The sequence below is a fragment of the Pseudazoarcus sp. NS34 genome (genome assembly GCF_059703725.1).
The window spans coordinates 831,013-852,613 of sequence record NZ_BAAKIZ010000001.1 but is presented as its reverse complement, the minus strand read 5'-3'; the positions used below and the strand labels follow the sequence as shown (position 1 = coordinate 852,613).

Annotated in this window: 20 protein-coding genes; 14 read left to right on the top strand and 6 right to left on the bottom strand. The window is 65.2% G+C overall.

What is annotated here, in order from left to right; genetic code table 11:
- The first annotated feature begins 64 nt into the window (after positions 1 to 64).
- The 8 genes from AC6H0N_RS04070 to AC6H0N_RS04035 all read left to right on the top strand — a co-directional run bounded on the left by AC6H0N_RS04070 (position 65) and on the right by AC6H0N_RS04035 (position 8,977).
- Positions 65 to 1,303: a pyridoxal-phosphate-dependent aminotransferase family protein gene (locus AC6H0N_RS04070; protein ID WP_497572777.1), complete on the top strand. Its 1,239-nt coding sequence runs from the start codon at positions 65 to 67 to the stop codon at positions 1,301 to 1,303.
- A gap of 87 nt (positions 1,304 to 1,390) precedes the next feature.
- Positions 1,391 to 2,383, top strand: a complete 993-nt coding sequence (locus AC6H0N_RS04065) for a TRAP transporter substrate-binding protein (protein WP_497572776.1) — start codon at positions 1,391 to 1,393, stop codon at positions 2,381 to 2,383.
- Between the two features lie 95 nt (positions 2,384 to 2,478).
- Positions 2,479 to 3,003, top strand: a complete 525-nt coding sequence (locus AC6H0N_RS04060; RefSeq protein WP_497572775.1) for a TRAP transporter small permease — start codon at positions 2,479 to 2,481, stop codon at positions 3,001 to 3,003.
- Positions 3,000 to 4,283 carry a TRAP transporter large permease gene (locus tag AC6H0N_RS04055; RefSeq protein ID WP_497572774.1) on the top strand — a complete coding sequence of 428 codons (1,284 nt, stop codon included), beginning with the start codon at positions 3,000 to 3,002 and terminating at the stop codon, positions 4,281 to 4,283. Before AC6H0N_RS04060 ends, AC6H0N_RS04055 begins: the two co-directional genes overlap by 4 nt.
- A gap of 65 nt (positions 4,284 to 4,348) precedes the next feature.
- Complete coding sequence (locus AC6H0N_RS04050) at positions 4,349 to 5,122, top strand: enoyl-CoA hydratase/isomerase family protein (protein ID WP_497572773.1); 774 nt, start codon at positions 4,349 to 4,351, stop codon at positions 5,120 to 5,122.
- Between the two features lie 674 nt (positions 5,123 to 5,796).
- The gene (gene ltaE / locus AC6H0N_RS04045; RefSeq protein WP_497572772.1) at positions 5,797 to 6,876 is read left to right on the top strand and encodes a low-specificity L-threonine aldolase; all 1,080 of its coding nucleotides are present in this window, start codon (positions 5,797 to 5,799) and stop codon (positions 6,874 to 6,876) included.
- A 71-nt stretch (positions 6,877 to 6,947) separates the two neighbouring features.
- The gene (locus tag AC6H0N_RS04040; protein ID WP_497572771.1) at positions 6,948 to 8,024 is read left to right on the top strand and encodes a calcium/sodium antiporter; all 1,077 of its coding nucleotides are present in this window, start codon (positions 6,948 to 6,950) and stop codon (positions 8,022 to 8,024) included.
- 92 nt (positions 8,025 to 8,116) lie between these two features.
- Entirely contained in the window at positions 8,117 to 8,977 is an 861-nt protein-coding gene (locus AC6H0N_RS04035; protein ID WP_497572770.1) for an alpha/beta hydrolase, read from the top strand.
- A gap of 6 nt (positions 8,978 to 8,983) precedes the next feature.
- Here the strand turns inward: AC6H0N_RS04035 and AC6H0N_RS04030 are convergent, their stop codons facing one another.
- Positions 8,984 to 9,751 carry a nuclease-related domain-containing protein gene (locus AC6H0N_RS04030; RefSeq protein WP_497572769.1) on the bottom strand — a complete coding sequence of 256 codons (768 nt, stop codon included), beginning with the start codon at positions 9,749 to 9,751 and terminating at the stop codon, positions 8,984 to 8,986.
- Positions 9,752 to 9,833: 82 nt separating this feature from the next.
- Positions 9,834 to 10,973 (bottom strand): MFS transporter, encoded by a 1,140-nt coding sequence (locus AC6H0N_RS04025; RefSeq protein WP_497573243.1) that lies wholly within the window; start codon positions 10,971 to 10,973, stop codon positions 9,834 to 9,836.
- Between the two features lie 260 nt (positions 10,974 to 11,233).
- On the opposite strand from AC6H0N_RS04025, the gene AC6H0N_RS04020 reads away from it, so the two are divergent.
- The 3 genes from AC6H0N_RS04020 to AC6H0N_RS04010 all read left to right on the top strand — a co-directional run bounded on the left by AC6H0N_RS04020 (position 11,234) and on the right by AC6H0N_RS04010 (position 14,976).
- A complete protein-coding gene (locus AC6H0N_RS04020; RefSeq protein ID WP_497572768.1) occupies positions 11,234 to 12,676 on the top strand; it encodes a C13 family peptidase in 1,443 nt (480 codons plus the stop codon).
- A gap of 103 nt (positions 12,677 to 12,779) precedes the next feature.
- Positions 12,780 to 14,189 (top strand): multicopper oxidase family protein, encoded by a 1,410-nt coding sequence (locus AC6H0N_RS04015; protein WP_497572767.1) that lies wholly within the window; start codon positions 12,780 to 12,782, stop codon positions 14,187 to 14,189.
- A 163-nt stretch (positions 14,190 to 14,352) separates the two neighbouring features.
- The gene (locus AC6H0N_RS04010; protein ID WP_497572766.1) at positions 14,353 to 14,976 is read left to right on the top strand and encodes a hypothetical protein; all 624 of its coding nucleotides are present in this window, start codon (positions 14,353 to 14,355) and stop codon (positions 14,974 to 14,976) included.
- 232 nt (positions 14,977 to 15,208) lie between these two features.
- Here the strand turns inward: AC6H0N_RS04010 and gcvA are convergent, their stop codons facing one another.
- Complete coding sequence (gene gcvA, locus AC6H0N_RS04005; RefSeq protein ID WP_497572765.1) at positions 15,209 to 16,123, bottom strand: transcriptional regulator GcvA; 915 nt, start codon at positions 16,121 to 16,123, stop codon at positions 15,209 to 15,211.
- A 484-nt stretch (positions 16,124 to 16,607) separates the two neighbouring features.
- On the opposite strand from gcvA, the gene AC6H0N_RS04000 reads away from it, so the two are divergent.
- Positions 16,608 to 17,381: an SDR family NAD(P)-dependent oxidoreductase gene (locus AC6H0N_RS04000; RefSeq protein ID WP_497572764.1), complete on the top strand. Its 774-nt coding sequence runs from the start codon at positions 16,608 to 16,610 to the stop codon at positions 17,379 to 17,381.
- A gap of 46 nt (positions 17,382 to 17,427) precedes the next feature.
- Here the strand turns inward: AC6H0N_RS04000 and AC6H0N_RS03995 are convergent, their stop codons facing one another.
- Both AC6H0N_RS03995 and AC6H0N_RS03990 read right to left on the bottom strand, forming a co-directional pair.
- Complete coding sequence (locus AC6H0N_RS03995; protein ID WP_497572763.1) at positions 17,428 to 18,330, bottom strand: VOC family protein; 903 nt, start codon at positions 18,328 to 18,330, stop codon at positions 17,428 to 17,430.
- 263 nt (positions 18,331 to 18,593) lie between these two features.
- Positions 18,594 to 18,956, bottom strand: a complete 363-nt coding sequence (locus AC6H0N_RS03990) for a DUF1428 domain-containing protein (RefSeq protein WP_497572762.1) — start codon at positions 18,954 to 18,956, stop codon at positions 18,594 to 18,596.
- A 199-nt stretch (positions 18,957 to 19,155) separates the two neighbouring features.
- Between AC6H0N_RS03990 and phnN the strand changes: the two genes are divergently transcribed.
- Positions 19,156 to 19,722, top strand: a complete 567-nt coding sequence (phnN, locus tag AC6H0N_RS03985) for a phosphonate metabolism protein/1,5-bisphosphokinase (PRPP-forming) PhnN (protein WP_497572761.1) — start codon at positions 19,156 to 19,158, stop codon at positions 19,720 to 19,722.
- Positions 19,723 to 19,742: 20 nt separating this feature from the next.
- Positions 19,743 to 20,591: an EamA family transporter gene (locus AC6H0N_RS03980; protein WP_497572760.1), complete on the top strand. Its 849-nt coding sequence runs from the start codon at positions 19,743 to 19,745 to the stop codon at positions 20,589 to 20,591.
- A 7-nt stretch (positions 20,592 to 20,598) separates the two neighbouring features.
- On the opposite strand, the gene AC6H0N_RS03975 is transcribed toward AC6H0N_RS03980, so the two are convergent.
- Positions 20,599 to 21,522 (bottom strand): LysR family transcriptional regulator, encoded by a 924-nt coding sequence (locus AC6H0N_RS03975; RefSeq protein ID WP_497572759.1) that lies wholly within the window; start codon positions 21,520 to 21,522, stop codon positions 20,599 to 20,601.
- Positions 21,523 to 21,601 lie beyond the last annotated feature (79 nt).

The window sequence follows — 21,601 nt, the reverse complement described above, 5'->3', positions numbered from 1 at the left end:
CAGTTCTTGGTTGACAAACGTATTTTGTATGCAAAACTTAGCCTACCGTTTGGAGGAACCTTGAATGTTGAACCTTGATGCACATCCCAGCGGCCGGCACTTTCTGCAGATCCCCGGCCCGAGTCCCGTACCTGATCGCATCCTGCGGGCGATGAGCTTGCCGACGATCGATCACCGCGGCCCCGAATTCGGCGTGCTCGGCCTGCAGGTGTTGGCCGGCATCCAGAAGATTTTCAAGACCAAGCACCCGGTCATCATCTACCCGGCGTCGGGCACGGGCGCCTGGGAAGCTGCGCTGGTGAACGTCACCAACCCGGGCGATCTGGTGCTGATGTACGAGACCGGTCACTTCTCTTCGTTGTGGCACAAGATGGCTACCCGCCTGGGCGTGAAGACCGAATTCCTGTCGCTGCCCGGCACCGACGACACCGGCCTGCCGGTGACGTGGCGCAATGGCGTGCAGGCCGACCTCATCGAGAAGCGTCTGCGCGAAGACAGCGGCCACCAGATCAAGGCCGTGTGCGTGGTGCACAACGAAACCTCGACCGGCGTGACCTCCGATATCGCGGCCGTGCGCCGTGCCATCGATGCCGCCAAGCACCCGGCGCTGCTGATGGTCGACACCATCTCGGGTCTGGCCTGCGCTGATTTCCGCCACGACGAGTGGGGCGTGGACGTCACCGTGTCCGGCTCGCAGAAGGGCCTGATGCTGCCGCCGGGCATCAGCTTCAACGCCGTATCGCCCAAGGCCATCGAAGTCAGCAAGAAGTCCACGATGCCCAAGGCCTACTGGGCCTGGGACGAAATCATTGAAGGCAACAAGACCGGCTACTGGCCCTACACGCCGAACACCAACCTGCTCTACGGCCTGCACGAAGCCATCGAGATGCTGCTGGGCGAAGGCCTGGACAACGTCTTTGCGCGTCACCAGCGCTGGGGCGCCGGGGTGCGCAAGGCGGTGGAAGCCTGGGGCTTGCCGGTGCAGTGTGCCGACGCCGCCGTGTATTCGCCGGTGCTGACTGGCGTGATCACGCCGCAGGGCGTCGATGCCGACGGCATCCGTCGCCAGATCTACGAGCGCTTCGACATGTCGCTGGGCACGGGTCTGGGCAAGGTCCGCGGCCGAATGTTCCGCATTGGTCACCTGGGTGACTGCAACGATCTGACGCTGATGGCCACGCTGTCGGGCGTCGAGATGGGCCTCAAGCTGGCGGGCGTCAAGCTGGCCGGCAGTGGCGTACAAACCGCAATGGATTACTTCATGGCGCACCCGCAACAATCAGGTCTCAAGGTTGCCGCGTAAGCGGTGACCGGCAGCAACCTCGCCGGGGCGCCGCCTCGGCGAGGCAGTCGAAAGATATCGACGTCACAACAAAGAGGAGACACAAGCATGTTCAAGATGAAGAGAATCGTCACCGCAGGGGTGTTTGCGATGGCAGCGGCTGGGCTCGCGGCCACTGCCCATGCGCAGGTCGAAGTCCGTCTCGGCCACGTTGGCGGCCCCGGCTCGCTGTTCGAGTTGTCTGCCAATGAGTTCGCCCGCGTCGCCAACGAGCGCCTTGGCAGCAAGGGCAAGGTCGTCGTGTTCGGCTCCAGCCAGCAGGGTAGCGACTCGGAGATGATGCAGAAGCTGCGTCTGGGCACGCTGGAACTGGCGCTGCCGTCTTCGGTGATGTCGTCCACGGTCGACGCCTTCGGCATGTTCGAGATGCCGTATCTCGTGAAGAACCGTGATCACATGAAGAAGATCGAGGCCGAAGTGGTGTGGCCGAGCCTCGCCCCGCTGGCCGAAGACAAGGGCTACAAGGTGCTCGGCGTGTGGGAGAACGGCTTCCGCAACATCACCAACAACGTGCGCCCCATCGTCAAGCCTGAGGATCTCAAGGGCATGAAGCTGCGCACGCCCAAAGGTGTGTGGCGCGTGAAGATGTTCCAGGCCTACGGTGCCAACCCGTCGCCGATGGCGCTGTCCGAAGTGTTCGTGGCGCTGCAGACCGGCGTGATGGACGGCCAGGAAAACCCGCTCACGCAGATCTACTCCTCGAAGTTCCAGGAAGTGCAGAAGTATCTGTCGATGACCGGCCACGTCTACACCCCGGCCTACCTCACGGCGGGCAAGCGCAAGTTCGAGTCGCTGCCCAAAGACGTGCAGGAAATCCTGATGCAGACCGCCAAGGACGTGCAGCCCTTCGTGTATGAGACCGCCGAACGCCTGGACGGCGAGCTGCTCGCGAAGATCAAGGCTGCCGGCGTTGCTGTGAACGAAGCCGACAAGGACGCCTTCATTGCCGCCAGCAAGGGCGTGTATGAAGACTTCGGCAAGGAAAGCCCGGAAGGCGGCAAGCTGGTCGACAAGGCCATTGCCCTCGGCGCCGGTATGTAAGTGATGCATCGGCCCTGCCGGCGGAGACTTCGCCGACAGGGCCGAATTGCTTCGCCCCCGGTTCTTCTGCTTCAACTATCCAGGATTCAAGAATCGTGTTCTCTACGCTAAGAGCCGTATTCGAGCGCGTGCTGACGACCATCGTCATCACGCTGCTCGTCACGCTGACGGTCATCGTTCTGATGGGCGTCTTCTACCGCAAGTTGGGCTGGTCGCTGGTCTGGTATGACGAGGGGGCATCCATCCTGCTCGCCTGGCTCACCTACTACGGTGCCGCGCTGGCTGCGCTCAAGCGCGCCCACATCGGCTTTCCGGGTCTGGTCAATTCCTTCCGCCCACAGCTGCGCGTAGCCGTCGTGCTGCTGGCTGAGGCCATCGTCATCGCCTTTTTCGCACTGCTCGCGTGGTACGGCTATCAGGTGATCGTCATTCTCGAGGGCGACACCATGGTCACGATGCGCAACATCCCCACCAGTCTGACCCAGTCGGTCATTCCGGTCGGTGCCGTGCTGTTCATCATTGCGCAGCTGTTCAGTCTGCCCGAGGTGCTGGCGCAGGCGCGAGGCGAGGGCATCATCGATGCCGAAGAGCGTGAGCTGATGGAGGCACTGAAAAAATGACCGGTCTTCTGATGCTTTTGGGCCTGGTGGCCCTGATCCTGATCAACGTACCCATCGGCGTGGCGCTGGGCGTCGTCGCCATGGTGATGATGATCGCCTCGCATGGCATGGATTCGCTGCTCTCGGCCGCGATCACGATGTTCTCGGGTGCGACCAACTTCCCGCTGCTGGCCATCCCGCTGTTCATCCTGGCCGGCGCCATCATGAACTCGTCGAGCCTGTCGCGTCGTCTGATTGCCTTTGCCTCGGCCATCTTTGGCTGCATCAAGGGCGGCCTGGCGATGGTCAACATCGGCACCTCGCTGTTCTTCGCCGAGATCTCGGGTTCGGCCGTGGCCGACGTGGCCGCGATGGGTTCGATCCTGATCCCGGCGATGAAGAAGAAGGGCTATCCGAAGGAGTTCGCGGCAGCCGTCACGTCTTCGTCGGCAACGCTGGCGGTGATCATTCCGCCGTCCATCCCGATGATCCTGTACGCGGTGATGGCCGATGCCTCGGTGGTGCAGATCTTCGTCGCAGGCATCGTGCCGGGCGTGGTCGGCGGCCTGATGATGATGGGCCTCGCCTACTGGTATGCCGTGCGTTTCAACTACCCGGTCGAGGAAGTGTTCAGCTGGAAAAAGCTCCGGGATACAGGCAAGGATGCCGGTTGGGCGTTCACCCTGCCCCTGATCATTCTCGGCGGCATCTTCGGCGGCTGGGTCACGGCCACCGAGGGTGCGGCGCTGGCGGTATTGGCCGCGCTGTTCATCGGCGGAGTGATCTACCGCGAGCTCAACTGGAAGCACCTGTACGAGTCCATGCTCGACGGCGGTATCCAGACCGCCGTGGTGATGTTGCTGGTCGCAGCCTCCGCGCTGCTCGGCCACCTGCTCACCGAACTGCAGATGCCCCAGCAGATCGCCGCGTCGATGACCGCGCTGACCGACAACAAGTACGCCGTGCTGGCGATGCTCAACGTGTTCTTCCTGATCTGCGGCCTGTTCCTGCATTCGGCAGCGGCCATCATCCTGGTGGTGCCGATCGTGCTGCCGCTGGTGAACGCGGTCGGCATCGATCCGGTGCACTTCGGCCTGATCGTGACGCTGAACCTCGGCATCGGTCAGCAGACCCCGCCGGTGGCGAGCGTGCTGGCGACCTCGTGCTCGATCGCCAAGGCGGATATGTGGAAGGTCACCAAGGTGAACCTGCCCTTCATCGGCGTGCTGTTCTTCCTGCTGATGATGGTCACCTACGTGCCGGCGATCCCGATGTTCCTGGTGGAGTACTTCTACCGTTGATCATCGCGCCTTGATGCAAACCCCGGCCCGGGCATTGTCCCGGGCCGTTTCCATGGAAGATTGCTATGAGTGAAGGCACTGTTCATCTGAACATCGAAGGCGGCGTGGCTGCCGTCGTGTTCGACCGCCCGCAGGCGCGCAATGCCATGACCTGGGCCATGTACGCGCGGCTCGGCGAGATCTGCGAGCAACTGCGCGAAGACGCCAGCGTGCGCGTGGTCACCTTTCGCGGCGCCGGTGGTGAGGCCTTCGTGGCCGGCACCGACATCGAGCAGTTTCGCGATTTCGACGGCGACGCCGGCGTGGACTACGAACGCAAGATCGACGCCTGCATCGGCCTGCTCGAAAGCCTGCCGATGCCTACCGTGGCCATCGTCGAAGGCTGGTGCGTCGGCGGCGGACTGGCGATCGCCACCGCCTGCGATTTCCGCGTGGCCACCGCCAATGCGCGCTTCGGCGTGCCGATTGCCAAGACGCTGGGCAACACGCTGTCGATTGCCAACCTCGCGCGCCTGGTTGCCGCCTTTGGCCAGCAGCGCATGAAGCGCATGCTGATGCTGGCCGAGATGCCGGATGCCGCCGAGGCGTTGTCCTGCGGTTATTTGCAGCAGGTGTGCGAAGCGGCCGAGCTCGACGCGGCTGCGGCCAAGCTGGTGTCGCGTCTGGCCGCGCTCGCGCCGGTCACGCAGCGCACCGTCAAGGAAGGCCTGCGCCGGCTGGTCAATCACGACCTGCCGACCGGTGAAGACCTGATCCACGCCTGCTACGGCAGCGCCGACTTCCGCGAGGGTGTCGACGCGTTCATGAGCAAGCGCAGTCCGGCCTGGACGGGGCGATGAGCGGCATGCAGCAAATCGGTTTGCCGTCCGGAATGAACGCGCTGGTCCGAAGCCGGTCCGGGATTTTCAGAGGCTAGGGCAGATGCGGGTGCAACATAGCCGGGAGTCGGTGTTGCATGGCTCGACCGGCCGGGATTTCGCCCCGGCGGGCGACTTCCTTTCTTGTTGCACGACAAGAAAGGAAGCAAAGAAGCGTGCCCCGCCGTCTCGGCCCTTCGGGCTTCCCTCGCTCCGGGTGTTTTCACCGGCCGGTCCTGAACTCGCTGCGCTCAGACAGCAGGACCGGACTACCCCGGCGAAACCACCCTGCACTCGGCGAGCCAGAGGGGATAGGGTGCCAGGTGAGCCGCCAAGCTTGTGACCGCTCTCTACGTTGGGGCACGACTTGTTTACCCCTCCCTTCTGAGTCGCTGAGCGAAGAGTGCTCACGGCGGGGTCTTCCGGCCTTGCTGTTTGAGCGAAGCGAGTTCGCAAGGCCGGCCGCCGGGAGTGCGCGTAGCGAAGGAACCCCGAAGGGGCGGTGAGGAGGGTGCACTTCTTTGCCTTCTTTCTTGTTGCACTACAAGAAAGAAGGTCGCCCGCCGGGGCGAAATCCCGGCCGGTCGAGGCATGCAGCAGCACGCCGCCTGATAGACCACAACCTTATTTTTGATCCACCAACCGAAATCACGACAATGAACAAGATCCTCGATTTCCGCAGCGACACCGTCACCCAGCCCTCGCCCGAGATGAAGCAGGCCATGATCGAAGCGCCGCTGGGCGACGACGTGCTGGGCGATGACCCGACCGTCAACCGCCTGCAGGACATGGCTGCCGAAATGCTCGGCTTCGAGGCCGCGCTGTTTGCGCCCAGTGGCACGCAGACCAACACCATTGCGATGATGTGTCACTGCGCGCGCGGCGACGAGGCCATTGTCGGACAGCAATGGCACACCTACCGCTGGGAAACCGGCGGCATGGCGGTGCTCGGCTCGATCCAGCCGCAGCCGCTGGAAAACCAGCCCGACGGCACCATCGCGCTCGGCGACATCGAAGGCGCGATCAAGATCGACGACCCGCACTTCGCCCGCACGCGCCTGGTCGTGCTCGAGAACACCACCGGCGGCAAGGTGCTGCCGCCGCAATACATGCGCGATGTGCTGGCGCTGGCCCAGCGTCGCGGGTTGGTCACACATATCGACGGCGCGCGCCTGTTCAACGCTGCCGTGGCGCGCGTCGAGGCCGACGGCGGGCACCCGGTCGACCGCGCGCACGAGATCTGCGCCGGCTGGGATTCCGTCTCGCTGTGCCTGTCGAAGGGGCTGGGCGCGCCGGTCGGTTCGCTGGTGTTGGGTAGCAAGCCCTTCATCGCGCAGGCCAAGCGCGTGCGCAAGATGCTGGGCGGCTCGATGCGTCAGGCCGGCATGCTGGCCGCGGCCGGCATCTACGCGCTGGAGAACAACGTGCGCCGCATGGCCGACGACCACGCCAACGCGCGTCATCTGGCCGACGGGCTGCGTCAGGCCGTGGCCGGCAACCCGAAGCTGGTCGGGTTGATCGAGGTGCCGGACGCCAATACCAACATCCTGTTCGTCGACGTCTCGCCCGACATCTCCGAGAAATTCCTCGCCCACCTCGCACGGCACAAGATCAAGGTGTCCGGCGGGCCGTATCAGTCGTCTTCCAAGCGCGTTCAGCGTGTGCGCTGGATCACGCATCTCGACGTGAACCGCGCCGATGTGGAGCGCGCAGTGGAGATCGTGGCGGCGTTCTGACATTGGGGTAAGCCACGCTTGTGGCGCGTGTTACCCGGACCCATGCTTGTCCCGTCACGCAAGGGGCGCGCATGGTCATCCTGATGTTCTTCGCCGGACTGGTCTGTCTGGTGCTCGGTGCAGAACTGCTGGTACGCGGCGCGGCGCGGCTGGCGGCCGGTTTCGGCGTTTCGCCGCTGGTTGTGGGGCTCACCGTCGTGGCCATGGGCACCAGTTCGCCCGAGCTGGCGGTGTCGATCGGCGCCGCGTTGGAGGGCGAGAGCGCGATTGCCGTTGGTAACGTGGTCGGCAGCAACATCTTCAACGTGCTGTTCATTCTGGGCGTGTCCGCCCTGATCATTCCGCTGGCGGTCAGCACCCAGGTCGTGCGGCAGGAAGTGCCGATCATGATCGGCGCCTCGGCGCTGCTGATCGTCTTCGCCATGAATCGCGTCATCGGCCACCTCGAAGGCCTTGTCCTGGTTGCGCTGCTGGGCGCCTACACGGTGTTTCTGGTGGTGCAGTCGCGCGCAGCCTCCGCGCAGGCCAGTGCGGACGACCCGGCTCAAATGCCCGCGCCGCTGGGCCTGCGCGTCGTGTCCCTGCAAGTGTTGCTGATCGTCGGCGGCCTCGGCCTGCTGGTGCTCGGGGCGGACTGGCTGGTGACGGCGGCCACCACCTTTGCACGCATGTTCGGCGTCACCGATCTCGTGATCGGGCTGACCATCGTTGCGGCCGGCACTTCGATGCCCGAACTGGCCACGTCGATCGTGGCGGCGCTGCGTGGTCAGCGCGACATCGCCATCGGCAACGTCGTCGGCAGCAACACCTTCAACATCCTCGGTTGTCTGGGCGTGACCTCACTGGTCGCACCGGAGGGGCTCGCCATCGCGGATGCCGTGATGCATCTCGACGCCTGGGTCATGCTCGCGGTGGCCGTCGCATGCGTGCCGATCTTCCTCACCGGGCGTCGCATTGCGCGCTGGGAAGGCGCCCTGTTCGTGCTGTATTACATCGCCTATGCCGGCTACCTGGTGCTCATGGCGCAAGAGCACGCGCTCCTCGGGCGCTACAGCCTCGTCATGCTCGGTTTTGTCGCGCCGCTCACTGCCGTCACGCTGGTGGTCTCCCTGATGCGCGACCGCCGCCGCCCTGCGCCGCAGGGCTGAATCCGCTGCTGCATGTTCGGTTGGACGGAATGATCGGGAACGCATTCGTCGGCGATCGTTCAGAACGTTTTGTCTGCCAAGAGAGAGCCGCGATGATTTCGATCTGCCGAGTGCTGTTGGTGAGCCTGCTGTTGTTGGTGCTCACGGCCTGTTCGCCGCTGCGCCTCCTCAACGCGCTGGGCACCGGCGAGGACGTGCGTGAGAAGCGCGGCATTGCCTACGGCGAGGGCGAGCGCCGCAAACTGGATGTGTATGCACCGCCCGATGCCCGCGACGCCCCGGTGGTGGTGTTCTTCTACGGCGGAAGCTGGCGCGGCGGGGACCGCGAGGACTATGCCTTTGTCGGCCATGCGCTGGCCGCACGCGGCATCGTCACGGTGATTCCGGATTACCGCGTGTACCCGGAAGTGAAGTACCCGGACTTTCTCACCGACAGCGCGCAGGCCGTGGCCTGGGCCTTGCGCGAGGCGGCTGCGCACGGCGGCGACCCGCAGCGTGTGTTCGTCATGGGTCACAGCGCCGGTGGCTACAACGCAGCCATGGTGGCGCTCGACGCGCGCTGGCTCGATGAGCAGGGCAGCAGCCCGGCGGCGCTGGCCGGCTGGATCGGCCTGGCGGGCGCATATGAGTTCCTGCCCATCATCAACCCGCGTGTGAAGCCGGTGTTCCATCACCCGAACACCCCGCCGGATTCGCAGCCCATCGTGCATGCGTCGTCGGCCTCACCGCCGGCCCTGCTGATCGCCGCCGCCCATGATCTGCTCGTCGACCCCGAACGCAACACCGGCGCGATGACGGCCAAGCTGCGCGAGGCCGGCGTGCCGGTGACCGAGCGCTACTACAAGCGTATCGGCCACTCCACGCTGATCGGCTCGCTGTCGCCACCGCTGCGCGGCTTTGCGCCGACGCTGGAGGAAGTCGTGGAATTCGTGCAGCGGGATCGATCGAAGTAAGCCGGCTCACGCCCCTCGCATGTAGCGACATGCCGGAAACGTCGAGCAGCCGTAGAACTGCTTTCCGGCGTTTGCCCCCGACTTGGTGGTGCGCAGCGCCAGCGCGTTGCCGCAGCGCGGGCAGGCTGTGGTGCTCTCGTGCCGCGCTTTCAGTGAGGCCACGTGCTCACGGTGAGTGGCGCGCGTTTTCGGCAGCATGCCGGATTGCACTGCGCTCACGATGGCCTTCACTTCATCGTCCGAAAACACCACCGCCTGCTTGCTCTTGAGGTAGCTCGTGTAGCCGCGCGTCAGCACGTTGTCGGGCAGCGGCGTCTTCAGTTCGGCATTGCCCCAGAACATCACCACCGAATGAAAGTGTTCGTCCGGCAGTTGCAGGAATTCGGCCAGTGCGCGGATGTGGCGGTAGTTCTGGTGCAGCGGGTTCTGGAAGCGGTAGCGTCGGCCAAAGACGTTCTGCGTCCATTGCGCGCTCTTTTCGTCGCCGAAGATCCAGCCCTTCATGTTCTTTGTTTCGATCACGAAAATGCCGTGCCGAGACACCACGATGTGGTCGATCTGCGTCGTGCCGTTGGAAGTCGGGATCGTGATGTTGTTGAGCGTGGTGTAGATCTCCTTGTCGAGCAGGAGATGCTTGGCCAGCGCGCCCTGCGCCTCGCCGAACCAGCCCTTGACCACCGGCAGCCGAAAGATCGCGATGATCGCCGCCAGCACAAAGAGTACGAGTGCGCCGGTATAGACCGGGGCGAGGATTTGGGCGATGGACGAGCTCATGGCGGCAACCGGGTATGCGGAATGCAAACCTTAGCAGCCACAGGGCGCGTTCGGCGAAGGGCAATGCGCCGTATGGGCAGCCTTATGCCTCATCGCGTGTCTTGGCCCGCATCCACAGGGCCAGCCCGAGCGCGGTCACAAAACAGCCGCCCACGGCCAGCGTCAGCCCGGTCCAGCCGCCGCTGTCCCACGCCAGCCCCGAAAAGGTGCCGACCAGACTGCTGCCCAGGTAATAGGCCGACAGGTACAACGCCGAAGCCAGCGCGCGACGCTCGCCGGCGCGGCGGCCAACCCAGCCGCTGGCGGCGCTGTGCGCCCCGAAGTAGCCGAAGGTGTACAGCGCGATGCCGAGAATGATCACCGGCAAGGCCGTGAACTGCGTCGTCGCCAGCCCCAGCAGCGCCACCACGATCATCGCCCACAGCACGTTGTGTCGGCCGTAGCGGTCCGACAGCCGTCCGGCCCAGGCTGACGACAGACTGCCCATCAGATACAGCAGGAAGATCGCGCCGATCGCGCTCTGCGCCAGGTTGTAAGGCGGCGCTTCAAGCCGGAAGCCGGCGTAGTTGTAGAGCCCGAAGAAGGCGCCCATCAGCAGGAAGCCGCAGGCGAAAAGCCAGCACAGGTGGCTGTCGGCGAAGATCGTGCGGGCGTCGGCGAACACCGCGCGCGGTGATACCGAGCGTGTGCGGAAATGATGCGAGGCCGGCAGCACCCGCCAGAACGCGATGGCCGCGAACACGCCCAGCACCGCCAGCACCGCCAGTGCCACGCGCCACGAGCCGAAATCCGTCAGCAGGCCGCCGAGCACGCGCCCGCTCATGCCGCCCAGCGCGTTGCCGCCGATGAACAGGCCCATCGCCCGCCCTTGCGCGTTGGGTGCAATTTCCTCGCCCAGATAGGCCATGGCCGCCGCCGGCAGCCCGGCCAGCGCCGCGCCGAGCAGGGCGCGCAACACCACCATCTGCGTGAAGTCGGTGACAAAGACGCCGGCCAGCGCGATGAGTGCCGCCAGCGCCAGCGACCACTTCATCAGCCGCACGCGCCCGTAGCGGTCGGACAGGATGCTCGCCGGAATCAGCATCAGCGCCATCGCGCCGGTGCCGGCCGACACCGCCAGGCTGGCCCACGCCGGGCTCACGCCGAACACGCGCGACAGCTCGGGCAGCAACGGCTGCGTGGCGTAGAGCAGCGCAAACGTGGCGAAGCCGCCGATGAACAGCGCCAGGTTGGCGCGGCGAAAGGCGGGCGTATCGGCTTCGATCAGGGCGGGGGGCGGCGCGTCGGGCATGGCGGCGGGCGGCTGGGAGCAGGTCGCATGATTGGCCTGTACGCTGCGCTGCACAAGTGTGGATATCCACGTTGGCTGCTTTCCCCTCGATGGCGTGCTGGAGCGCGATCTGCGCTGCAACGCGATGTCGAACCCGCTGGGTGAGAGGCGCATAATTCGCGCTCCTCGACTGTTTGCAGAGATGCGCCGAAATGAACGATTCTTCCGCCGCTGAACCCGTCGATCTGCGCCCGCAAGTCGTGGCGCGTTCGGCTCTCCTTGGGTGGCTGGTCGAGGGCGCGCGCGTTGCGGCGTTCTTGCGTCCGCGCTGGTCGGGGCTGCGCGTTGGGTTCGTGACCTTGCCGGTGCTGGTGTTGCTGACGGTCGGCGTCGCCGTTGCGTTCGACCGTGCGTGGATCGATGGGCCGGCCGACTTCTGGGTGAGCGGCTTGTTCGCCGGTTGGTTGCCGCCGGTGGCGCTGGCTTGGGCGTGCTTTGTCCTGATGCGCGGCATGGGCAACGATGCGCCGCGTAGCGCAGAGGTTTTCGCGCTGGCGGCGGCGCAGGGCCTGGTGTACTCCGCCGGCTTTGCCAGTATCGCGATCTGCTTGATGTATCTGCGGCCGGAGTGGCTCAGTGCGGGTGGCTGGTGGGTCGTGTCGGGTGTGCTGCTCGCGCTGTCGCTGGCGGCATTGGCCGTGCTGCTCGCGCGCGCTTCGAGCCGCTGGCTCGCCGCGTGGGTGCTTGCGGCACTGGTCAGCGGCGTCGCGCTAGCCAGCGCGATCTACGAAGACGTTAGCTACTGGTACCCCCGCGACGACGCCGCGGGCGACGAACGCCCCGCCGTGCTGCAGCTCACTCAATCGGTCATGGAGCGCCAGCCCGACCTGTTCGCCGAGCGGCTGGAGGCTCTTGCGCCTCAGCGCCCCGGCATTGCCGACGTCTATGTGCTGACCTTTGCGCCCTACGCGCATGAGGACGTTTTCCGGCGCGAGAGCGCGATGGTTGCCGAGGTAATGCGCCAACGCTTTGATGCCGACGGCCGCACGCTGCAGCTCGTCAACCACGCCGAGACTGCGTTGGAGTTGCCGTGGGCGACACCGCTGAATCTGGCGCGCGCGATCCACCACATCGGCCGCGTGATGGACCCCGCCGAGGACGTGCTGTTCATCCACCTCACCTCACATGGCGCACAGGATGGCGAACTCGCTGCGCGCTTCTGGCCGCTCTCGGTCGAAGCACTCACGCCGGCCGACCTCGCCACCACGCTCGACGATGCCGGCATCGCTCATCGCGTCATCTCGGTTTCGGCGTGCTATTCAGGCTCGTGGATTGCGCCGCTGGCCGGCGATGCAACGCTGGTAATGACCGCCGCCGATGCCGATAACACCTCCTACGGTTGTGGCGCAGGCTCGGAGCTGACCTACTTCGGCCGCGCCGTGTTCGATGAGCAACTGCGCAGCGAAACGCGCTCCTTCGAGGCCGCCCACGCCGCAGCACGTCCGATCATCGATGCGCGTGAGCGCGAGGCCGGCAAGGACGACGGCTACTCGAACCCGCAGATCGCCGTCGGCACACGCATTCGCGAGGTGCTTGATGCGCTGACGCAGCGGCTGGACGCCGCTGCGAGACCCTCCGCAGGGGCCGGCAGCTAAGCACGGCGCTGGATGCCCATTTCGCCAGAGCCAGTGCGAACCGATTGACGCTTTCCGCGTCTGTGTCGAGTGGCCGCGTAGCGGCCTACTCCGGAGATCGACCATGCACCTGCCAAAACTGACCCGTCGCCAGTTCCTCGCCGCTTCCGGCGCCACGCTGGCCTGGGCGACGCTGCCGTTGGCGAAGGCCTGGGCGCAAGGCGACCAAGCGCTGCGCCTGTCGGCCGGCAAGGCCACGTTCTCGCTGGCGCCGCATGGGCCAACGGAGGTCGGTGGCTGTTGGGGCTACAACGGCACGGTGCCGGGGCCGGTGATTCGCGTGAAGCAGGGCGGGCGGCTGCGCGCGGTGCTGGAGAACGGGCTGGCCGAGGACACCACCATTCACTGGCACGGCATCCGCCTGCCAAACGCCATGGACGGCGTGCCGCATCTCACGCAGGCGCCGGTGCAGCCGGGCGGGCGCTTCGAATACGACTTCACGCTGCCGGACGCCGGCACCTACTGGTATCACCCGCATGCCAACGCGCCGGAACAGCTCGGGCGCGGGCTGTCGGGCGCGCTGATCGTAGAGGAGGCGGAGCCGTATGCGGCCGACCGCGAGATCGTGTGGCTGCTCGACGACTGGATGCTCGACCGCGACGCCAACATCGTCGACGGCTTTGACGATTACCACGCGCGCAGCCACGACGGCCGCATCGGCAACACCGTCACCATCAACGGCAGCCTGCACGACGAAGAGCCGGTGCGCCCCTTCGAGCGCATCCGCCTGCGCATCATCAACTCCGCCAACGGCCGCATCTTCCGCCTGAACTTCGGCGGTTTGCCGGCGCATGTCATCGCGCTCGACGGCCAGCCGCTTGCGCCGTTCGAGGCTGACCGCGTCACGCTCGGACCCGGCATGCGGGCCGATGTGGTGGTGGACATCACCGCGCAGGGCGGCAGCGGCGTCGACATCGTGGATGACTTCTACGCCTCGTCCGCATACCGCTTTCTGACGCTGAAGGTCGGTGGCGAGCCGGCCCGCGCCGCGGCATTGACCAGCGCACCGCCGGCATTGCCGGCCAACCCGGTGCCCGAGCCCGAGCTGGCCCGCGCCGTGCATCACGAGCTCGAATTCAAGGGCGGCATGATGGGCAGCCTGCCGCGCGAAGAGATGATCGGCCTGATGCAGCAAGGCATGGCATGGACCGTCAACGGCCAGCCGCACACTGCCGACGCCCACCACCATGCGCCGCTATTCACCCTCGAGCGCGACGCCACCTGCCGCCTCACCCTCATCAACGACACGCGCTGGTTCCACCCCATCCACCTGCATGGCCACCACTTCCGCGTGCTCAGCCGTAACGGCCAGCCCGAGCTGCATCAGCCGCTGCACGACACCGTGTTGATCCAGCCGCAGGATAAAATCGAACTCGCCTTCAAGGCCGACAACCCCGGCGACTGGATGCTCCACTGCCACGTACTCGAACATCACGCCGGGGGCATGGGCGGAGTGTTTCGGGTGCGGGCCTGATCGACACGCCAGCCGTGAGCACCGAAAGGTGCAAGGGCGTAACAGTGCCAACATGGCGCGCCTGATTCGCCTACGCTCTCGCTTTGTTGCACCTGTGCCAAGTCGCCGCAAACTCAGGCTGTTTGCCGTTAGGATGAGCCCACTACCGGTTCGAGGACCTTTGATGTTGCGGACGCCGTTCACCGCCCTGTTCGTTGCTGCCCTGCTGGTCGCGTGCACCACGCCGCCGCCAACGTCGTCCCCGCCTCCGCCCGCCTCACCGCCGCCGGTCTTGCATGGTTTCGACAACGCTCGCCCACCCGAGCCGGGGCAGTCGCGTCTGTACGTTTTCCGCCCGCGCTCCGAAGACCAGGATCTTCACGACGAACAGCCCGTGCTGTACATCGGCGACATCCGCGTCGCGCCCATTCCCGAAAACAGCTACGCCGAAATCCAGCTCCCGCCCGGCAAGCACACCCTCTCGCTGGTCCCGCCCGAAGGCGGCTCCGACCTCTGGCGCACCCGCATGGATCTGCTGTTGTGGGCCGATAGCGTTGCCTACGTCCCGTTCTGGATGGCTGCCGGCTTCGAGCGCACCTCGCCCGGCAGCAATTCCTCCGACACCGTCCTGCTCGTCCTCCCCGTCGGCAACCCCGACGACACGCCCGCCCACCTGCGCATCGAGCGCGCGCATCCGTCAGTGGCAGAGCCCATCCTGCGGCAGTGCTGCGGGCGGGTGTTCCCGCCGGCCGAGGTTCCGGCTGCGGTCAACGCGCCGGCGCCTCGCAATCAGACCGTCGAGAATTAAGGCGCACCGAGGCCGGATTTCTTGATCTTTGTGGGGCAGGTAAGCAGAGCGCACCTGCCGTCCCAGGCAATACTGCCACCCGCTCTACCGCCGAACGTCAGGTGCGCCCCGCTGCGCGGTTCTTTCCTGACGTACCAAATGCTCGGAATCTTCCGAGGTGGTTGCTCGACAAGGTCTGCCATGACACCCCGAACTTGTCCTTGAGCCAGACGCTGGCGAACTCAAACCGTTGCTACTTCGCCGCAGCCTCCGCGAGCAACCAGTCCCGGAAGGCCGACAGCCTTGGCAAGCTGGCGCACTCGGCGCGATAGACGACGTAATAGGCTAGGTCCGAGGCGAGCGCGATATCTGGGAACAGTCGCACCAACCGTCCGGCGGCCAAATCGTCGTGCGCCATGACACTACGTGCGAGCGCCACACCGTGGCCCTCGACGGCTGCCTGCAACACTGCCGCGGAGTTGTTGATCTTCATGCCGCGCGTGGCGGCGACATCGGTTACCCCTGCTTTCTGTAGCCACGTGCTCCACGAGGGGAAGCCCGCGTGCCCATCCATCGACAAGTCGTGAAGCAAGGTCACGCGGGCGAGGTCGTTCGGTTCCCGGATGTCCCCCCGTTCGCTTAGCAATCTGGGCGAACACACGGGGTAGACCTCCTCCTCCATCAGCTTGTGCGTTGTCAGCCCGGGCCAGCTTCCGGTGCCATAGCGCACACCGATATCAATCCGCTGAGCGACAAAATCCACCGTCTTGAGGCTGGTTTCCAGGCGCACGTCCGTATCGGGCCAAGCGGTCTGGAAGCTGTCGATGCGTGGCAGTAACCACTTCGCGGCGAACGCGGGACTGACTGTCACGGTGAGTACGCCGTTGACCGATCCTTCCTTGAGTCGCTCCAGGCCGAGCATCAGCTTGTCGAAGCCAGCCCGAATTTCCGGTAACGCGCGTTCGGCCGCCTCGGTGGCGACGAGTCGGACCCGTCCGCTGGGAGCGCGGTGAAACAGAGGCGTGCCCAGCAATTCTTCCAGTGATCGCACAAGCTGGCCCACTGCAGCGGGGGTCACGTGGAGTTCGGCCGCAGCAGCAGAGAAGCTCTGGTGGCGGGCGCTGGCTTCGAATGCGCGTAAGGCGTTCAGATGAACAGGCGATTTCATTTCAGTAAAGTTTTTCTTTTAGTTTCGGACACTTTATATGGTTTGTGGGCCGAATGACATGAGCGAAGAATATCAGTCACGTTGGATGTCAGTGAGGCACGGAAGACGACCTGAGTCGGCAACCAGGTGATGGGTCTGGCCAGATACTTTTTCTTCTGTTCAGCGCTGAATTCGATGGAGATGCAGAAACGAACGACGCCGCAGTTCGCAGGGGCGCAGGAGTGGGTGTATGGCGTAGTTGTCCCTCCCCTTCAAGGGGGCGGGGCGGGGCGGGGTTTCGCGAAGCACTGCTTCGTGCCGCCCCGAGCGGGTCGGCTGTGCAAAGCCGGCACTGGACGGGCTGGGGTGGGGATGGGTTTGAGCTGGTCCGACGGTAACCCATCCCCCTCCTAGCCTCCCCCTTGAAGGGGGAGGGACAAGGCGCCAAAGCCGACCTCACGGGGTTTTTGCTGGATTAATCGCAGGTGTGACGGAGAGATCAAACATGAACAACCAATTCAAAGGCAAGAAACTGCTGGTCGTCGGTGGCACCAGCGGAATGGGGCTGCACACGGCCCGGATGGTGCTCGCAGAAGGCGGCAGCATCGTGATCGTGGGCAATCGTCCGGGGAAGACCGAAGAGGCGCGCAAGGAACTGGCCAAGTTGGGCCAGGTGTCGGCTGTGACGGCGGACCTCGCAAGTGACGAAGGGCTGGCCGCGCTGCTCAAGACCATCGACGAGCAGCATTCCGACATCGACCTGCTGGTCAACGCGGCTGGCGTGTTTTTCCCCAAGCCTTTCCTTGAGCATCAGGACGCGGATTACGACCAGTACATGAGGCTGAACAAGGCGTTCTTCTTCATCACGCAAAAAGTCGCCGCAGCCCTGGTCGCCAAGGGGCGCCCGGGTGCAATCGTCAATATCGGTTCGATGTGGGCCAGACAAGCCATCGCGGCTACGCCATCTTCGGCGTACTCCATGGCCAAGGCCGGTCTGCATTCGCTGACGCAGCATCTGGCGATGGAGCTGGCACCCAAGCAGATCCGCGTCAACGCGGTGTCACCGGCGGTGGTGCACACCCCGATCTACGAGGGCTTCATCCCTAAGTCCGATGTGGACAGCGTCCTGCAAGGCTTCAACAGCTTCCACCCGATCGGCCGTGTGGGCACGCCGCAGGACGTGGCCGAAGTCATTACCTTCCTGCTTTCGGACAAGGCGGGCTGGGTCACGGGCGCGATCTGGGATGTGGATGGTGGCGTGATGGCTGGCCGCAACTGATTGATGACGCCGCGGCGGCCTCCTTACGCAAGCGCCGTCGCAGCGATCATCGTCCCGCATGCGCCCGCTGCAGCGCCGCGATATCCAGCTTCTTCATCCCGAGCATCGCCTTCATTGCGCGGCCAGATCTCTCCGGGTCTGGGTCGCTCATCAGGGCCGGAAGGAAGCTCGGCACGATCTGCCATGACACCCCGAACTTGTCCTTTAGCCAGCCGCATTGCTCGGCTTGGGGCACGGCCGAGAGCGCGTTCCAGTAGTGGTCGATTTCGTCCTGGGTGTCGCAGTTCACGATGAATGACGTTGCTTCGGTGAAGCCGAAGTCGTGCGGGTGGGCGCTGTCCATGAGCATGAAGGTTTCGCCGCCGAGATAGCACTGGGCGTGCATGACGGTGCCGGCAGCGTCGGGGCCGGAGCCGTCGTGACGCAGGACGCCTTCGATGCGGGAGTCGGGGAAGACGGCGGTGTAGTGCTCAAGCGCTTCTTCGGCGCGACCGGCCTGCGGGCCGACGAACATCAATGCCGGGGCGATGGCCTGGCCGATGTCGCTGCGCTTGCCGAGCGCGATTTGCCACGAGACGCCGTGGCGGTCGTTGAGCCAGCCGTAGCGTGGGCTCCAGGGGTAGGCGTCGAGCGGCATCAGCACGCTGCCGTCTTCGCTGAGTGCGGCCCAAGCGGCCTCGACTTCGGCCTCGGTCTCGAACATGGCAAACAGCGAGATTGCGGGCGTGAAGCGGAACATCGGACTGCCGTTGAGTCCGAGCAGGTTATAGCCGTCGAGCGCGAATTCGACGGTCATCACCGAGCCAGGGGGCTTGCCGTGGATTTCGTGGCCTTCTTCGCCGTATTGGGCGATGCGCCCGCGGGACGAGTTGGGGAAGACGGAGGTGTAGAGGCGCGCCGCCTCTTCGGCTGCGGTGTCGAACCACAGGCAGGGCACGATACGGTTCATGGTGGTCTCCTGGGGGCTCGTTATCCGGGATGACGGGTATCGGAACGGCAATTGAATAGAAAATGCAATGGCACGGCGCAACTCCCTCCCTTTCAAGGGGAGGGCTGGGGTGGGGATGGGGCAAATGCCATAGGCGGAGAACCCATCCCCCTCCTGACCGGTAGTCTCGGCTGCGCCTCGCCGCTCTGCAGGCGGCGAGCGGTGCTCGCCGAAACCCCTGCTTCGCCCCCCTTGAAGGGGAGGGGGCGCACGGGGAGCGAGACTCAGGCCTCGACGATGGTCGTGAAGCCGCCCCACATCATGCGCATGCCGTCGAAGGGCAGGTTCTTCGGGTCGCACATGTTGGCGATGCGCGGGTCTTTCATGACGGCTTCGTTGATGCGGTCGCGCTCTTCGCGCGAGGGGTAGGTGATCCACGCGAAGACCACGGTCTCGTCTTCCTTGAGCAGCACGCTTTGCGGGAATGAGGTGACCTTGCCGGGCTCGACGTCATCGGCAACGCATTCCACATACTCAAGCGCACCGTGCTCGCGCCAGACTTCGGCGGCGGTTTGCGCCATGCGGCGGTAGGCCTCGATGTTGGCTTTGGGGACGGGCAGCAGGAATCCATCTACATAGCGGGGCATCTTCGTTCTCCTTCGGTGGGTGCCCGGCGCATCAGGCACCGGTTCACTCCCTTGTCGTTCGGCGGCGGGTGATTTCGACATTCTGGATCAGAGCAAATCGAAGCGATCCGCATATTTTGTTAAAGCTTGCGAGTGCGCCCGCGACTGTGGTTCCGATCGGCCCGTTGCTGTGAGGCATCTGAGGCGTAGACTTTGGCCGATGAACGCTGAAACACGCTTTTCTGGCCGGTTGTTCTATCTGATCGGCCCTTCCGGCTCAGGCAAGGACAGCCTGATTCAGTACGTCCATGCCCGCGTCGGGGATGCGCCGGTGCGCTTCGCCCGGCGCTACATCACCCGTCCGGCCGACGCGGGTGGAGAGCCGCACATCGCGGTTTCGCCGGCCGAGCTTGCGCGGCTGCGCGAGGATGGCGCCTTGGCGCTGCACTGGCGTGCCAATGGCCTGGAGTACGGTGTCGGCATTGAGGTGGAGGACTGGCTGCGGGCCGGGCTGGACGTGGTGGTGAACGGTTCGCGGGCGTACATGGACGAGGCCGCACGACGTTACCCCGAGTTGTGCCCGGTGCTGATCGACGTGGCCGAAGAGGTGCTGGCCGAGCGTCTCGCTGAGCGAGGGCGCGAAACGCCGGCCGAGATTCGTGCACGTATCGAGCGCGCGCGTGCCCTGCCGCCACCCGAGCACCCGGCACTGGTGGTGATCCGCAACAATGGCGAGTTGATCGACGCCGGTGATGCCTTGCTCGACCTACTCAAACGCCGCGCCTGACGCGAGGGCCCCGAATGCACATGGCGCTGCTCGCCATCGCTCTGGCCGTACTGATGCATGTCACATGGAATCTGCTGGCGCGGCAGGCTGACCCGCGCAGCGATTTTCTGTGGTGGGGGCTGGCCGGCCACCTGGTGCTGATCGGCCCGTGGTCGGTGTGGGTGCTGGTGCAGGACGCGGCGTGGTCACCGATGCTGGTCGTGGCGCTGGTGGTGACCATGTGTGCCAACAGTGCGTACTTCCTCGGCCTGCGGGCGGCGTACCGGCGTGCGCCCGTGGCGCTGGTATATCCACTTGCGCGTAGTTCGCCGCTGCTGATTGCAGTGTGGTCGGTGCTGTTTTTCGGTGAATCGATCTCACCGCTGGGCTGGACGGGGATTCTGGTTTCGGTGGCGGGCCTGGTGTGGCTGGCCAGCACCGCACGCAGTGGTGAGCCGCGCGCGGCTTTGCCTTGGGCGCTGTTGGCGGCAGTGGCCACGAGTGTGTACTCGCTGTCCAACAAAGCGGCTGTACCGGCCCTTCCGGGCTTTGCCAGCCTGCTTGGCTGGGTGTCGCTGGCGTTCGCGGCAAGCTGGTGCGCGCTGAGCGTGGCGAACCTGCGCGCCACTGGACACATCGTGCCACGCAGGCGGCCGCCCTGGCGGCCGGTGTTGGCCGCGAGCGTTTGCATTGGGCTGGGCTATGCGCCAGTGATCCACGCCCTCAAGTTTCTGCCGGCCGCCTATGTGCTGGCCTTCCTCAACATGGGGCTGGTGCTTGCAACGCTGCTCAGCATCTTCGCCTTCGGCGAGCGCGCGCACTGGCAGACCCGACTGGCCGCGGTGACGCTGATTGCGGCAGGAATCGTGTGCGTGGGGCTGGCGCGCTAGCCCACGGTCAGCGTGCCGAGAATCGCTTCGCCCACGCGTCATCCCGGCTGCGGGAGAGCACGAAATCCACAAACGCCCGCGTCTTGCCGGGCATCAGCCGCTGGCTCGTGAAATAGAGCGAGATCAGGCCGACATCCACATGCCATTCGGGCAGAAGTCGGATGAGTTCGCCGCGTTCCAAGTGGGGCAGCACATCGGGCATGGCGAGCAGCGCAACGCCCATGTCGAGCAGGGCGCAGCGGGTGATGGCTAGCGGGTCGGACAGCACCACCTGTGGTCGCAGTTCGACGTTCTCAGTGCGGCCGGAGCTGTGTCGCAGGGCCCATTGGTGGATGCGGCCCGTGCGGCGTGAGCGCATCGCGATGCCATTGAGTCCGGCGAGGTCGGCCGGGCATCTGGGCGCCCGTTTTCCGCGCAGGTACGCCGGGCTGGCAACGGCGACGAGATGAGCCGGCCCCAGCTCACGCGCGACGATGCCGGGAGTCAGTTCGATGCCGCCGCCAATGGCGGCGTCAAAGCCTTCGGCGATGAGGTCGACCTGCCGGTTGTCGATATCCCAGTCCAGCGTGATGGCGGGATGCAACGCGAGAAAGTCGGGCATCAGCGGCAGCAGCCAATCGAGCGCAAAGCCGGGCGCGGCCGATACGCGCAGGGTGCCAGCAGGCTGGCCGGCAGTGGTAGTGACGTCGGCAATGGCGGCCTGAAGATGGTCAAGGCTGTCGCGCACGCTGGCCAGAAAACGCTCACCCGATTCGGTCAGCGAGATGCCACGCGTGCTGCGCTGGAACAGGCGCACGCCCAGATTGCGTTCGAGCTGGGCGACGTTACGGCTGACGGCGGCGGGGGTGAGTGCCAGCTGGCGCGCCGCAGCGGAAAAGCTGCCGGATTCCGCGCTCCGTGCGAATGACTCCAGATTTGCAAGGGTTTCCATCCGTTCTTCGCGCCCCCAGCTTCAATGAACCGTTGAAACTGATTCTACCCAGTACCGGCTAACCAAGCATAAGTGATCA

Bases quoted from the DNA above. Each gene is read 5' to 3' on its own strand.
- AC6H0N_RS03975 (WP_497572759.1), bottom strand. From the start codon at position 21,522: ATGGAAACCCTTGCAAATCTGGAGTCATTCGCACGGAGCGCGGAATCC.
- AC6H0N_RS04010 (WP_497572766.1), top strand. From the start codon at position 14,353: ATGTTGCGGACGCCGTTCACCGCCCTGTTCGTTGCTGCCCTGCTGGTC.
- AC6H0N_RS03980 (WP_497572760.1), top strand. From the start codon at position 19,743: ATGGCGCTGCTCGCCATCGCTCTGGCCGTACTGATGCATGTCACATGG.
- ltaE (WP_497572772.1), top strand. From the start codon at position 5,797: ATGAACAAGATCCTCGATTTCCGCAGCGACACCGTCACCCAGCCCTCG.
- phnN (WP_497572761.1), top strand. From the start codon at position 19,156: ATGAACGCTGAAACACGCTTTTCTGGCCGGTTGTTCTATCTGATCGGC.
- AC6H0N_RS04015 (WP_497572767.1), top strand. From the start codon at position 12,780: ATGCACCTGCCAAAACTGACCCGTCGCCAGTTCCTCGCCGCTTCCGGC.
- AC6H0N_RS04030 (WP_497572769.1), bottom strand. From the start codon at position 9,751: ATGAGCTCGTCCATCGCCCAAATCCTCGCCCCGGTCTATACCGGCGCA.
- AC6H0N_RS04020 (WP_497572768.1), top strand. From the start codon at position 11,234: ATGAACGATTCTTCCGCCGCTGAACCCGTCGATCTGCGCCCGCAAGTC.
- AC6H0N_RS04070 (WP_497572777.1), top strand. From the start codon at position 65: ATGTTGAACCTTGATGCACATCCCAGCGGCCGGCACTTTCTGCAGATC.
- AC6H0N_RS04050 (WP_497572773.1), top strand. From the start codon at position 4,349: ATGAGTGAAGGCACTGTTCATCTGAACATCGAAGGCGGCGTGGCTGCC.
- AC6H0N_RS04065 (WP_497572776.1), top strand. From the start codon at position 1,391: ATGTTCAAGATGAAGAGAATCGTCACCGCAGGGGTGTTTGCGATGGCA.
- AC6H0N_RS04000 (WP_497572764.1), top strand. From the start codon at position 16,608: ATGAACAACCAATTCAAAGGCAAGAAACTGCTGGTCGTCGGTGGCACC.
- AC6H0N_RS03995 (WP_497572763.1), bottom strand. From the start codon at position 18,330: ATGAACCGTATCGTGCCCTGCCTGTGGTTCGACACCGCAGCCGAAGAG.
- AC6H0N_RS04055 (WP_497572774.1), top strand. From the start codon at position 3,000: ATGACCGGTCTTCTGATGCTTTTGGGCCTGGTGGCCCTGATCCTGATC.
- AC6H0N_RS03990 (WP_497572762.1), bottom strand. From the start codon at position 18,956: ATGCCCCGCTATGTAGATGGATTCCTGCTGCCCGTCCCCAAAGCCAAC.
- AC6H0N_RS04035 (WP_497572770.1), top strand. From the start codon at position 8,117: ATGATTTCGATCTGCCGAGTGCTGTTGGTGAGCCTGCTGTTGTTGGTG.
- AC6H0N_RS04040 (WP_497572771.1), top strand. From the start codon at position 6,948: ATGGTCATCCTGATGTTCTTCGCCGGACTGGTCTGTCTGGTGCTCGGT.
- gcvA (WP_497572765.1), bottom strand. From the start codon at position 16,123: ATGAAATCGCCTGTTCATCTGAACGCCTTACGCGCATTCGAAGCCAGC.